Origin of the sequence: Paenibacillus xerothermodurans (genome assembly GCF_002220865.2) — a bacterium.
In the GTDB taxonomy this organism is placed as follows: domain Bacteria; phylum Bacillota; class Bacilli; order Paenibacillales; family NBRC-103111; genus Paenibacillus_S; species Paenibacillus_S xerothermodurans.
On the sequence record NZ_NHRJ02000002.1, the window covers coordinates 250,256 to 263,218 of the forward strand.

A 12,963-nucleotide genomic window follows, 5' to 3' on the forward strand; every position below is an offset into this window, starting at 1 on the left:
CAGTGTGATGGTTACTCCCAAATAAATACTGCTTTCTCAGTTTTGCGTTCATCGAACAGCCTGAATGCGGTCGCCGCTTCTTCCAGCGGGAATGTATGGGTGATGAGTTTCTCAACCGGAATATTTTTTCTCACGATCAATTCCGTGATTTCATCGAACTCCTGGATCGGGAAGTACCATGAGCCAATGAGCGTAATTTGTTTGCGAATCAGCTGCTCGCTCGGACGGATGGTCGATTCCTTGCATTCTCCGACGAATGCGACCCGCCCATGCGGCCGTACGCAATCCAGAGCCTGATTTTCCGCATGTGTGTTCCCGGAACAGTCAATTGCAGCGTCGGCCCCTCTGCCGTTTGTGATGGCCATAATCTCCTCGACAACCTTCACATGTTTTCCGTTTAAGGTGAAGTCGGCGCCCAGCTCCTTAGCGAGCTCCAACCGTTCGTCGATCATATCCACTGCGATAACGGTTGCACCAAGCGCTTTAGCTACAAGTATGCCTGCCCCACCCATTGGCCCCAGACCGAAGATCACCAACGTGTCTCTGCCGGAGATACCTAATCTTTTTTGCGCGTGATACAAAGTTCCAACAGCATCCGTCGATACCGCAGCAGCCGCATAGCTCAAACCATCCGGCAGTTTCATGCAATTCTTCTCAGGTACGACGATGTAATCCGCGTCTCCTCCATGCCGGTCAAACCCGATGCATTGCCATGATTTGCAGAACATCATATAACCGCTTTTACAGTGAGCGCATTCACCGCACCCGTCAGCCAAGTAAACTGCTACCCGGTCTCCCTCCTTAATGCTGTTCACACCATCACCAACTCGCTCGACCACACCTGCCGGCTCGTGCCCGGGAATGATCGCGCCGGTCTTGGCTGCGTCGCCTCCAACGACCGCTTGTCCGTTCCCGTAATACAAACTCATATCGCTTCTGCAGATTGCCGACGCTTTCAACTTCACCAATACTTCACCCTGAGCCGGTGTCGGGATCGGAAACTCCTTAATTTCGACTCGTTTATCTCCTGGAAAAATGACGCCCTTCATAGTACTCATGTGAATCCCTCCATTTTGGTCGACTGTCGTCTGTCCATATTCTCCAATTCGAGCTTACCTGTTGACGCTGACCCAGCTACCTTTTTCGCTGCTTTCCAAAATCGCATCCGTAATACACATCGAGATGTGGCCATCCTCGAACGTGGCAAAAGGAGCTCTGTCGGTGAGAGGATTTTTGCCCTCCCGGATAAAATGATAAAAATTAAACATCATGTTCTTTAGAGCATCAGGCCAGCCTTCGTTATGTCCGCCGGGATGATGGATGAAGCCTCTTGCGTCCGGTGACAGCAAAGCGGGGTCTGCCAGAAGTATTTCGTTGGCCCTATCCCGATGACCGATCCACAGCCTGCTCGGCTCCTCCTGGTTCCAGTACGCTGAGCTTTTACTGCCGTTCACCTCGAAGCTCAGTCTATTTTTGCGGCCTGCGCTTACTTGGGACACGGTGAAATGCCCTCTTGCGCCGTCATCAAAGTGCAGCAGAACGGAGGCATAATCTTCAGTGTTTATCGCAACGTCTTCGAATTCAGCTTGGTCTGGCATGCTTTCGAACGTTGCAGCGCTGCCTTTTGGCTTCTTTCTGACAGGTAAAACCGTGGCTAGATCCGCAAACACTTTCACTATTTTTTTCCCGGTTACATGCTGCACCGTATCGCACCAGTGCGAACCGATGTCTGCTACCGCTCTAGACCGGCCGCTTGCTTCGGGAGCCAGCCGCCAGTTATAGTCCGTTTCGTACAGCAGCCAGTCCTGCAAATAACTGCCGTGTATCAAGTTCACCTTGCCGAGCTGCTGATTTTGTATCATCGCACTAAGCTGTTGCACGAGCGGATATTGGCGATAATTGAAATTCACAGCATGCACAACTTTGTGCCGGCGGGCCATTGCAAGCAGCTCCGCTGTCTCAGCCGACGACATCGCCAGCGGTTTTTCCGATAGCACGTGCTTGCTCGCCAAAATAATTTCCTTGTTAATCGAGAAATGAAGATGATTCGGAGTACAATTGTGAATTACTTGTATCTCAGGATCGGCCAGCATCTGGTGATGATCGTCATATGCTTTCGGAATACCAAGCTCTGCCGCCGTCTTCTCGGCGGATTGCCTGGTTCGGCCTGCCACTCCCACCACCTCCACGAAACCCAGCCGTTTCACTGCCTCTATATGGGTGGGTCCGATAAATCCGGTTCCGATGATTCCAACTTTGATCTTGTTCATAGCGCTATTTCCTTTCATCTCACAGTCTAAGAAGTAACTTCATCAGCTGCCTTACACACAGTATAAGAATTCATGAAACGCCAAATAAGCGGAATAATTTAACCTGGGGGGAGAAATTTTTAACCTCCCAAGTCAATCCGCTTCATCTGCAGTACTATTGCCGTGCTGTTTTCGGAATTCCGACGGCGTCAGTCCGAATTCTTTCTTAAACAACGTTCTGAAGTAACGATGGTCTACATACCCGATTTCTTCAGCAATTTCATTGATTTTCTTATCTGTATTCAGCAGCATGTACTGTGCGTGTTTCATTCTGCGCCGGACAATATAGCGGACGAAATTGACTCCGGTCTGCTGCTTAAAAATCCGGCTCAACGTCACAGGATGAACTCCGACTACTTCAGCGACAGACTCCAGGCTGAGATTGGCGTCGTGCGATGTATCCACCAGCTGCAGCGCCTGCTCGAACCAATGCAAACTCGGCTGGCTCTCGAGGCGGAGCACAGCGTATATCCCATCCAACACAAAGTGCCGAATTCTTTCCCGCAGCTCGACCCAGGTTTTATGCTTGGCGACCCACTGCCACCAATAGTGAATTTTTTCTTCCTCCAAAAACACCACATCCGGCTTTGACAGCCCCTCATCGAGCAATGCCATCAAATTGACACATTCTTTCCTCAGCGAGGTGAAATCCAAGTCTTCCAGGTACCCGAGCCACTCTTCTAGAGCGGACTTAAGCTGCTCGTAATTGCCGGTTTTCGCAGCAGCGAGTATGTCTTGACGACGCTGTGCAGCCTGCTTGTGCGCATCTTTGCGGGCTTTACCTCTAGCAAGCGAGTCCTCCCGGACGCCATCGAAAAAACGCTCACTTTCCCATCTCTCGATGCCGGCAATCAAAGCAGTTGCAAAGTCCTCCTTCGCGCGAAAGCCTGCTGAGCCGGCGCCCGGTTGTTGTTGTACAATAGCACCCCCATAATCGAAGTTAATCGAAAAGGTGGCCAGTATGTCACCCGCATTTTCCTGCCATCGCTTGCGCAGTGCATCGGTATTCCCAAAATAAATCGCCTTGTATCGCCTTTCGTCAAACCACAAGCTTGTGTTATAACAGAGAATATCGTGAACAAATATATATTGGGCCGACAGCCTGCGCAGATGGCCCTCTATTTCCTTCATAAATCGGTCCTGCATGTCCAACTGTACTTTGTGTACAATGTCTCTTAATTCATCTCGGTCGGCAGGCTTGAGCAAATATCCTGTCGCCCCCAAATGCAATGCTTGCCGGGCGTATTCGAAATCATCGTAGCCGGACAGTATGACAACCTGCAAGTCGGGGTACAGCGGTCTCAGCGCACGCAATATGGCCAGGCCGTCCATCTCCGGCATGCGAATATCCATGAAGACGAGATCCGGCTGTACCACCGTGATCTGTGCCAAAGCGTCACGACCGAAACCCGCGTCAAAAATCTCTGCCAGCGGAAATAACGTTTTCAACTTTTGAATGATGCTCAAACGGACTTCCTTTTCATCGTCGACAATACATATTTTCATAGCGTCTTTCTCCTAACACGCTTCCAGTAATAGATCTCTGATACGGACAAGCAATCCTTCTATGTACGAGGTGAGATGAATCGTGCGGCAAATTCTGAATGCAGTAAGACGCCACATGGCAAACCTATCTTTGAAACAGAAGCTTTTTGTCATATTAGCAACCATTTCTATCATACCCACCATGGTAGTTGGTTATAGCTCCCAATATTTCATGTTTCGTTCCAGCACGGAGCATTCAGCGTCCATATCATCGCAGTATGTGGAGTTCGTCTCCCAGGATATCGATAACTATTTGCAGGAGCTAAGCCGGTCATTCGATGAACTTTTCACTAACGCTGACTTCCAAAAATTTCTTGACACTCCGGCGGACGACTTGGTGGCGCAGGCCAACCACATCATTCAGTTTCAACCAATTCTCAAAAAAACACTGCCGTTCCACCACGAAATATTGGGTGTTTTGTACCTTGATCAAAAAGGAAAACATTATTTTTACTCATATCAAAAACAACTTAATCCAAATTACTCGTTTGCCGCAGACCCTCTGTACAAGTCGGCACTCTTGACGCGGAAACCTGAATTGACCGCGCCTCACGCTATGGGTTACACGCTTGCCAGTCAGGAAAACGTATTTTCCTTTGTGAGACCTGTGGTCAACTTAAATAACGGACAAATCACTGCATGGTTTATCATCGAGATCCGCGAAGACGCCATCAAAAACATGCTCAGCGCAAACGGAACCACATATAGACAAGAAGGCCAGCTGTTATTATACCATGATACAAAAGGGACTTCAGTGTCGCATACGAGCGTCCAGCCGGAACTGCTGCAAAAGCTCCGTTACGCCTTGGATAGGCAATCGCCTCGTAACGAAGAGGTGATCTTCACCTCTCAGGATGTTGAGTATGAAGCTACATTCACCGATATTCCGTACGGCGGATGGAAGCTTGTCTGGCTAGCTCCTCTGAACAGCATCAATAAAGGCGTGGAACAATCGTATCATCTTACGCTGCTGATTGCGCTGGCCAGTCTTGCGGCCGCCCTGGTCATCGCGTTTCCGGTCATGAAATTTGTTCTGATGCCCTTGTACAAATTAAAAGAAGGCATGAGACGCCTCAGCTGCGGGGATTACTCCCCCATCGATATTAAACACAGCAACGATGAAATCGGCTTTCTAGTCACACGCTACAATCAGACACTGGTGGAATTACAAAGGCTGGAACAAGAGGTTTACCAAAGCAAATTAAAAGAAAAAGAGCGCGAACTGCTGCAGCTGCAAGCCCAGATTAATCCGCATTTTTTGTTCAACACGCTGGAAACGGTTGAATCATACGCCGCTCGTAATAACGGTGAAGCGGTCGGAGAGATGGTGCAGTCGGTCTCCAAAATGATGAGATACAATGTCAGGAACGACGGCGGATGGTCCCCCCTAAAAGATGAACTCTCATATATTAAGAACTTCCTGAAGATTCACTACTACCGCAACGGCAGCGATGTCTACGCCGAATTCCTGGTGGACCCGGCGTGCTTGGACATTCCGGTTATGAAACTAAGCATTCAACCGTTTGTCGAAAACGCCATTAAATACGGCTGGAGCCCGAGCATGAGTGTCGATGAGTTCCTGGTCACGATCCAAGCCGAGCTCAAAGGGGATTTATTGTATATTGCGGTCCGCGATACGGGGGGCGGTATACCCGCAGACATCCTGGCAAAGCTGACACCATTGATACAGTCAAAAGGTGAAGTTATTGATCCCTATTTTCAGAAGCACACCGGCATCTACAATGTATACCGCCGTTTTCTGCTCGCTTATAACAATGAGATTGACTTCAACATCACAGCGGTTCCAAGCGTTGGCACACAAGTCGAAATGTATGTGCCTTACCGCCGGCAAGTTGCCGCGGCTCCACAGCAGCCGCTGGCGGCCGCCGCGATAAAATGAGCCCAGTGATGGGCTCTAGAACCGGGCATATAATTTTTCCAATTTGGCAGCCGTTCTGCGCCAACTGAACCGGCTGAGTGCCGTGCGCCGGGCTGCGCCGCCCATTTTTTTCGCCGCCCTCCGGTTCCTCGCAAGCTCGATGATAGGGAGCGCAAACTTGAGCGGATTCCGGTAGTCGTTGATCAGATAGCCGTTTTGCCGATGCTTTACAATTTCTTTGATGCCGCCGATATTGGACGCTATAACAGGCACACCTGTAGCCATGGCCTCCACATTGACGAGGCCAAACGCTTCATGCCTCTGCGAAGGGCAAACGAAACAATCCGCTGCGCGGTAAATGCGGTGGATGTTGTCATGTCGGATTTTGCCCATGAATCTTGCCGGAACACGCAGGCGTCGGGCGTGGGCCTTCAAGCTGCCGACATAACTCCTACTGCCCCTACCCGCTATCAACAGCCGCGCGAATGGTACCACCTTTCGCACTATGCTCATCGCGTCGAGCAGCACATTCACACCTTTGCGTGGAATCACTCTTCCGGCGAACAGCACGGTGAACGAGCGGCGCACCTTATAGGTTCGTTTACTTCGCCATTTTTGCTGCGTCGTAGGTGTGCTGAACCTCGCCAGATCTACCCCGAGATGGACCGTACGTATGACATGCCGGCAGATTGGAAACATTCGGCTTAAATTTTGCTTCAGCGACCGGCTGTTGGCAATGATCAAATCGGCGTGCCGCAAGCTGTCGGCAACCTTCTGTCTCCGCGGCACAAACGTTAATGAATGGAGAAATAAAACTACCGGGGTGTGCGGTGCAGCCGACTTTACTTGCGCCATACAATGAGGCCGGTTATCCACTTGAATGACGTCGAACGTCTTGTCTCTTATATACTCCAGTACAGAAGCGGTATATTTCTCCTCGGTGCCTGTCGGCACGCGAATAATAGTCACATTGCCAATCCGGCTTGTTCCACTCAAATGAGGCGATTGTCTGCTCACAATCGTTACCTCATGCTTTTGGGCGAGGCGCCTCGCGATGGCAAGTATACATATTTCCACCGAACCGCTGCCAGGAACGGGGATCTGTTCGGGAGCGACCATCAAAATACGCAAAGTTATCACCTCACGGTTGGGGAATCGACAAGAGATGTTCGCTGATCTATGTATACTATGCCGACACTGCCTAACCTGTCTGGGAATTGACCACTTTTTGTGCGGCAGCTTTAAAGGGCTCACCGCCTTCATCTCAGTCAGCGCCCCCGCCGGTGCTCATACCGTTGAAAAAACCACACCGAGAAGGTAAGCCAAAAGCCGCTTGCCAAATAGGCTCCTACCACGTCACTGGGGTAATGTACGCCCAAATAAACACGGCTGATGCCGATCACCAGGATCATGGCAGCCGCCGCACACAGCAGTGCCACTCGTGCCGCCTTATTGTGAATATGCTTCCATAGCAGGAAAGTAACAACACCATACACGCTGAACGCTGCCATGGAATGTCCGCTTGGAAAGCTGTAACCACTGGCGTCAATGATACGGTTTATATCAGGTCTCGTTCTCTGAAAGATCGACTTAAGCGCCACATTGAGCAGCGCCGAACCTACGGTCACCCATAAGAAAAAGATCAACTCTCGTCTAAACCCAAGCAGCGTATAAAGAATAAACATGATAAATCCGGAGATGACCACCGCAGGCAGCCCTGCACCAATGAAGGTAAAGAACTTCATCACACTTGTCAGAGCAGGTGAGCGCCACCCTTGGATCCAGCTCATCACGACTGCATCGAATTGTGCCAGCCGCTCCGCGTCAACGAGAAGAGCTACCAGGCCGAAGCCAACCGCGCATGCGAGACTTACGAGAAAGGCTGCAGTGAACTGCCACTTCATATTCATGCTGCAAAAATACCTCCTGATTGGGAATAAAGCCGAGTTTGCGGCTAGTTGCAACGTAACCCCTCTATTTTTGCACAGTTCATTCGAAAAAATCCAGTCCATGCCATAGCACAAAAAACAGCGGCCACTGATTGACCTGCTGTCTGTCCTTACCTTGCCCGCTCTAGCTTTTTTTTATATGATAAAGAGATCGTTTGTTTCTTACAAGAAAGCGGGTGTCTTCTATATGATTGTTAATGAAGCTCAAACCAGCCAGCCAGTCCGTTCTAGAATTAAGACTGCATGGCTGGTATTGGGTATTTTGTTGGTAGCTGCCAATCTGCGGGCTGCCATCACCGGACTCGGGCCTTTAGTGGAAGCGATTCGAGCGGACACGGATCTGTCGAATGCGATCACCGGCATGCTCACTGCTCTGCCGCTGTTTGCTTTCGCCGCACTGTCCCCAATCGCGCCCAAAATCGCTCAACGGATCGGCATGGAGAAGACATTATTCGCAAGCTTGATAGTTTTAACGCTTGGTATTTTAATGCGCTCGTATCCGACGGTATTGACCTTATTCATTGGCACATTCATTATCGGTTTGGCTATCGCGATTGGTAACGTGCTGCTTCCGGGGCTGATCAAACGGGATTTCGCCGGACATGTGGGGGCGATGACCGGTGCATACTCCGTGTCGATGAATATATTCGGCGCCCTAGCCTCTGGCATTAGTGTTCCGCTGTCGGTCGGGGCCGGACTCGGTTGGCGCGGTTCCCTCGCAAGCTGGGCGGTGCTTGGCGGATTGGCCATACTATGTTGGCTGCCGCAGCTTCGGGCACGCCATACATCTTACGCCTCGGCTGCCGGCGGCTCGATCTGGCGCTCTGCCTTGGCATGGCAGGTGACCTTGTTTATGGGATTGCAGTCGTGGTTGTTTTACATCAACGCCACTTGGCTGCCCGAAATTTTGCACCAACGGGGTATGAACGTCGCAGAGGCGGGTTGGATGCTGTCGGCAATGCAATTCGTCAGCCTGCCAACCTCGTTTATCGTTCCAATTCTCGCGGCGCACAGAGCCAGCCAAAGAGGCATCGTGATTGTGACAGTGTTGTTTCATCTGATAGGTTATCTAGGGCTGCTAAGCGGCAACACCTCACTTGTGTGGGTCTGGATTATCTGCATCGGTATTGCGGTCGGATCGAGCATCAGCTTGGCGCTCGCTTTCTTCGGTCTGCGAACACGCAGCGCCCAGCAAGCGTCAGAATTATCGGGCATGGCGCAATCGATCGGCTATTTGCTGGCAGCGTTCGGCCCTATTTCATTCGGCTTTTTCCATGATTTAACCCAGGCTTGGGCGGTTCCGCTGATGACCCTTGTTATCGTAAGCGTTCTGCTGCTAGCCGTGGGACTCGGTGCCGGGCGAAGTGGGTATGTAACAAGCAGCCGTACAGAAGGACCTTCATAACTCAAACGCATCCTCCAGCTTTTTGACCAGCTCCGGAGGCATCGTCCAACCTGTCGCGCCAACATTTTCCTCAATCTGTTCCGGGCGCGTTGCACCAATGATCGCGGATGATACGGCAGGCCGGTTGATCAGCCAGTTTAAGCTGACCTGTGACCGGGTTCTGCCAAGCTCGTCTGCCACCTCCCTGAGCACTCGCAGCGGCTGTTGCAATCGTTGGACGTGCAACCGCATTTTGGCGGCCCGATCCAGCAGCTGCGGATTGCTCTCATCCACCCGGCTGCCCGCCGGTATCCCACAGTCGTATTTACCTGTCAGAATCCCGCCTTCCACCGGACTGTAAATGATCATGCCAACACCTTGATCCACGCAAAGCGGCTGGAGCTCCTTTTCTGCCTCACGGCTGATAAGATTGTATTTGGGCTGCACTGAGATAAAGCTGCATAAGTTTTTCACATCGCTGACCCACAGAGACTTCGCCAGCATCCAAGCCGGAAAATTGGAACATCCGATGTAGCGCACTTTGCCCTGACGAATCAAGTCGTCAACAAGCACGCAGCGTTTCTTCCAGCGGCGTGCCCCAGTCCACAATCATGCGCCTGCAGCAGATCTACATAATCGGTATCAAGCCGCCGCAAAATATTTTCCACTTCCTGCATGATATGTACCCGTGACAGTCCCTCATCATTCGGGCGGTGACCGACACGCTTCACCAGCTTCGTGGCCACGACAAAGTCGGTGCGCCGGCCTTTCATCGCCCTGCCGTGAATCTCCTCCGCTACACCGCCGGTATACCGGTTCGCGTTATCAATGAGATTGATCCCAAGGTCATAGGCGTGGTGGATTAGCCGGATCGATTCTCGGGAGTGACTTTGCCGGGAATGCCATAACGGGGATGCGCACTGCCAAAATTCCAGCAACCAAGACTAATTTTAGAAATCCGTAAGCCGCTGCGGCCCAATCTGCCGTATTCCATTCCACACACGCTCCTTAGTTACATTGTCAGCTGTCAAAAAACGCCGGTGGGTAAGTTAGCTCGCCCTTTTATCTGAGCAAGCTGCCCCGCCCGAATCTCGCGAACCATAAACACATTGTCGGGCACTTTAAACTGTTGCAGGTCCAGTGCGTGAGCTCTCGCGGGGAGAAATCCGAATTTGGGATAGTAACCCGGTGCCCCAATCAGCAGGAGCACACCGTATCCTAGATCTGCCGCTGTTTTCAGTGCAAGCTCGATCAACCTTCCGCCTACGCCCTGCTTTTGGTCATGTTATATTTGATTTGATTAGCTCGATTATAAATAGTTTAAAATGTCGCTGGCGACGAGCGACGCCGCAGAGCGTCTGGCGGCGGCCGCCCGGTCGCCCGCGTCTCCGTGCAAATACACGCCCAGCACGGCCGCTTGAGCCGATGACATGCCTTGCGCCAACAAGCCCGCCGTCATACCGGCCAATACATCTCCCGTGCCGCCAGTAGCCATACCCGGGTTGCCGGTCGGGTTGATGAACACTTCTCCCTCCGGCGTGGCTACCACCGTCCGGGCACCTTTCAGCACAAGCGTGACATTATGCCTCTCTGCATACTGGCGTGCGATATCAATACGGTCCCGCTGAACTTCAGCGGTCTCCTTGCCGGCGAGACGCCCCATTTCGCCCGGATGCGGCGTTAAAATGACCGGAGCTGTGCGGGCCGGCCAACGGCCAAAATCCTGTGCGGAGCTGATCATGTTCAAAGCGTCTGCGTCAAGCACTAACGGGCATGTCGTTGTCTCCCATACCTTACGCAGCCAATGCGAATCGTTCTCCCAGCGTCCAACTCCCGGACCGAACACCATGGCGGATTTGCCCGCCGCCAGTTCAGTCAGGTGCTCAGCACGGACTTCCCGCCAATCTCCTAGCCCGCCGTCGGGCAGTCCCCGCAGCATGGCCTCAGGCAATCGTCCGAGCATCGGATCGAGCAGTTTGTCCGGCAGCGCCCACGTGACCAGCCCGCTGCCCGCCCTCAGGGCCGCCATAGCGCACAGTAGTCCGGCTCCGCCCATGGGCCTGCTGCCTGCCGCTACCAGCACATGCCCATAAGAGCCTTTGTGCGCATTGGCATTCCGTGCCCAGTGCCTATCCACGTGCAGTTTGTCTGTGAGCAAACGTTCATTGGTCCGGAACGTAGAAACGCCTACTCTGGCAGCTGTGTCCCGAGGAATACCAATAAAACGCACCACAACTTGTCCCGCGTACGCTGCGCCGGGCTGCTGCTCAATACCCCTCTTAGTGAAACCCAAGGCGACAGTTATAGTCGCGTGAACGCATGGATCATGCACGGCACCAGTATCTGCATTTAGCCCGCTTGGGACGTCAATCGCGAATATCGGCAGCCCGCTAGCATTCGCCGCCCGTATTAGCGACGCGATATTGTCTCGGGGCGTTCCACGGCTGCCCGTGCCCAATAAAGCATCTATGATGCCGTCAAAATCATCCCAATGCATCATCGAGTCAGAATCATAGATATCGAAGGGGATGTTCAATTTCTCAGCAATGGCGCGCTGAACCGCCGCATCGCCGGCCAAATCCGCCGGATCGACGGCGTAGATCAACCTAACCTCGCGCCCTGCGTCCAACAAGTGCCGGGCCGTCACGATCCCATCAGCCCCGTTATTGCCCTTGCCAAGCAGAATTGCGACCCTTTGCAGAGCTGGTTGGTTGTAAGATAGCACTTCCTCAGCGACAGCCCTGCCTGCGTTTTCCATTAGTACCAGTGCAGGAATACCAATCTGCTCAATGGTATAACGGTCCATTTCTCTCATTTCCTTTGATGTAACTACATACACCTCGGCTTGACCCCTCCCTATTCGCTATTCAGCGTTGAAAGCATTTCCATATATTATAGCATATCAGCCGTTATTTGGGCCTTCTGCCGGCCACGACCGGGCGGGCGATTGCACTTTAGGCGCGTCATTAAGACGATGCGTGAATGTTCGACAGAGTGTGGACGCTCGGACGCTAAACAGCTGCGAAGGCACCGATGCTCGCGTGAAGCAGCGCTCTTCTGCGTCCGGACAGCATCAGCGCGTGAACATCCGAGTATGTCAGCTGTTCTATGTGGCGCGCGTGGTTCCGGCATCTGAGTCATTCTGGCCGTGGACTGCCACTCCAGTCTAATTCATGGTCGGTAGGGGATTTTTTGGAAACTATTACTTGACTACGAACAAATGTTTGGTATAATTAAACATACAGAACTAATGTTCGTATTATGTGAGAGGGGTGTAGACCGTTGCGGGTAACAAATATGAGGTTTATTGAGCGCGATTACTATAAACATTTAATGATGACCAACAGCGAAGAGATGACAGAAAGCCAAATTGACAAAATTTTAGATACAACTTCTTACACGTGGGCTGATTTGACTTTTAAATTTTTCGAGAACGGATCGATGACCATCATAGATAACCACACGGATCTGCAATTATCTCTCAGCGACCTGCGAGGCGCGGCGTACGACTTCTACGTGCGACAGAGAATTGGTATGATCCGTGCTAACCTGGAAGCAAAAATATTGCAAAGCGCTTCTTAAAATAAAATCGAAGACCCCTGTCCATTGCCCCACTCAATACTTGTGGCGCGGACAGGGTGCCTCAATCGAAGTTCGTTGCCAGCGCGCAGTCAGGTCCAGACATCCTGATGGTCATGGGTTTGAATATGTCCGCGCTCGTCCAAATCGACATGCTCACTGTTATCATCGATTCTCAGACCGGGACGGTCATGAGCTTCAATGTCTTCCTCTACAACTGAGTCGACTTGATCATGCTCTTCTTCGAATTTCAGCGTATCTTTTTCCATGCAGCGGACCTCCCCTGTCAAGTTGGTAGATATTATAATGGCCTTTTGC

At 51.7% G+C, this 12,963-nt stretch carries 12 protein-coding genes; 3 read left to right on the forward strand and 9 right to left on the reverse strand.

The genetic code is table 11. The features are described 5' to 3' along the window. Positions 1-11 precede the first annotated feature (11 nt). The 3 genes from CBW46_RS04785 to CBW46_RS04795 form a co-directional block, all read right to left on the reverse strand. Positions 12-1,058, reverse strand: a complete 1,047-nt coding sequence (locus tag CBW46_RS04785; RefSeq protein ID WP_089198875.1) for a zinc-dependent alcohol dehydrogenase family protein — start codon at positions 1,056-1,058, stop codon at positions 12-14. Positions 1,059-1,112: 54 nt separating this feature from the next. After that, complete coding sequence (locus CBW46_RS04790) at positions 1,113-2,270, reverse strand: Gfo/Idh/MocA family protein (protein ID WP_089198876.1); 1,158 nt, start codon at positions 2,268-2,270, stop codon at positions 1,113-1,115. Between the two features lie 132 nt (positions 2,271-2,402). Beyond that, positions 2,403-3,815 (reverse strand): response regulator transcription factor, encoded by a 1,413-nt coding sequence (locus tag CBW46_RS04795; RefSeq protein ID WP_089198877.1) that lies wholly within the window; start codon positions 3,813-3,815, stop codon positions 2,403-2,405. Positions 3,816-3,897: 82 nt separating this feature from the next. Between CBW46_RS04795 and CBW46_RS04800 the strand changes: the two genes are divergently transcribed. Next, complete coding sequence (locus tag CBW46_RS04800; RefSeq protein WP_243633173.1) at positions 3,898-5,754, forward strand: cache domain-containing sensor histidine kinase; 1,857 nt, start codon at positions 3,898-3,900, stop codon at positions 5,752-5,754. A 15-nt stretch (positions 5,755-5,769) separates the two neighbouring features. On the opposite strand, the gene CBW46_RS04805 is transcribed toward CBW46_RS04800, so the two are convergent. Then, positions 5,770-6,852 carry a glycosyltransferase family 4 protein gene (locus CBW46_RS04805; protein ID WP_243633210.1) on the reverse strand — a complete coding sequence of 361 codons (1,083 nt, stop codon included), beginning with the start codon at positions 6,850-6,852 and terminating at the stop codon, positions 5,770-5,772. 149 nt (positions 6,853-7,001) lie between these two features. After that, positions 7,002-7,643 (reverse strand): phosphatase PAP2 family protein, encoded by a 642-nt coding sequence (locus CBW46_RS04810; RefSeq protein WP_089198879.1) that lies wholly within the window; start codon positions 7,641-7,643, stop codon positions 7,002-7,004. A gap of 226 nt (positions 7,644-7,869) precedes the next feature. Here CBW46_RS04810 and CBW46_RS04815 point away from each other — a divergent pair, with 226 nt between their 5' ends. Continuing rightward, on the forward strand, positions 7,870-9,087 hold the full coding sequence (locus CBW46_RS04815; RefSeq protein WP_089198880.1) for a CynX/NimT family MFS transporter: 1,218 nt from the start codon (positions 7,870-7,872) through the stop codon (positions 9,085-9,087). Here CBW46_RS04815 and CBW46_RS22015 read toward each other — a convergent pair. From CBW46_RS22015 to CBW46_RS04835, 3 genes are all read right to left on the reverse strand, one after another. Further along, positions 9,082-9,639: an aldo/keto reductase gene (locus CBW46_RS22015; protein WP_165842196.1), complete on the reverse strand. Its 558-nt coding sequence runs from the start codon at positions 9,637-9,639 to the stop codon at positions 9,082-9,084. The two genes, CBW46_RS04815 and CBW46_RS22015, sit on opposite strands and share 6 nt — an antisense overlap. Further along, positions 9,621-10,004, reverse strand: coding sequence for an aldo/keto reductase (locus CBW46_RS22020; RefSeq protein ID WP_089198882.1), 384 nt, complete (start codon positions 10,002-10,004; stop codon positions 9,621-9,623). Before CBW46_RS22020 ends, CBW46_RS22015 begins: the two co-directional genes overlap by 19 nt. Before the next feature lie 371 nt (positions 10,005-10,375). After that, positions 10,376-11,905 (reverse strand): NAD(P)H-hydrate dehydratase, encoded by a 1,530-nt coding sequence (locus CBW46_RS04835; RefSeq protein ID WP_089198884.1) that lies wholly within the window; start codon positions 11,903-11,905, stop codon positions 10,376-10,378. Positions 11,906-12,348: 443 nt separating this feature from the next. Here CBW46_RS04835 and CBW46_RS04840 point away from each other — a divergent pair, with 443 nt between their 5' ends. Continuing rightward, positions 12,349-12,648 (forward strand): hypothetical protein, encoded by a 300-nt coding sequence (locus CBW46_RS04840; protein ID WP_243633174.1) that lies wholly within the window; start codon positions 12,349-12,351, stop codon positions 12,646-12,648. Between the two features lie 89 nt (positions 12,649-12,737). On the opposite strand, the gene CBW46_RS21195 is transcribed toward CBW46_RS04840, so the two are convergent. Continuing rightward, a complete protein-coding gene (locus tag CBW46_RS21195) occupies positions 12,738-12,914 on the reverse strand; it encodes a hypothetical protein (protein ID WP_165842197.1) in 177 nt (58 codons plus the stop codon). Positions 12,915-12,963 lie beyond the last annotated feature (49 nt).

What these genes read in the sequence shown, in the direction of transcription:
- CBW46_RS04785 (WP_089198875.1), bottom strand. Translation starts at nt 1,058, where the DNA reads ATGAGTACTATGAAGGGCGTCATTTTTCCAGGAGATAAACGAGTCGAA.
- CBW46_RS04790 (WP_089198876.1), bottom strand. Translation starts at nt 2,270, where the DNA reads ATGAACAAGATCAAAGTTGGAATCATCGGAACCGGATTTATCGGACCC.
- CBW46_RS04795 (WP_089198877.1), bottom strand. Translation starts at nt 3,815, where the DNA reads ATGAAAATATGTATTGTCGACGATGAAAAGGAAGTCCGTTTGAGCATC.
- CBW46_RS04805 (WP_243633210.1), bottom strand. Translation starts at nt 6,852, where the DNA reads ATGGTCGCTCCCGAACAGATCCCCGTTCCTGGCAGCGGTTCGGTGGAA.
- CBW46_RS04810 (WP_089198879.1), bottom strand. Translation starts at nt 7,643, where the DNA reads ATGAATATGAAGTGGCAGTTCACTGCAGCCTTTCTCGTAAGTCTCGCA.
- CBW46_RS04815 (WP_089198880.1), top strand. Translation starts at nt 7,870, where the DNA reads ATGATTGTTAATGAAGCTCAAACCAGCCAGCCAGTCCGTTCTAGAATT.
- CBW46_RS21195 (WP_165842197.1), bottom strand. Translation starts at nt 12,914, where the DNA reads ATGGAAAAAGATACGCTGAAATTCGAAGAAGAGCATGATCAAGTCGAC.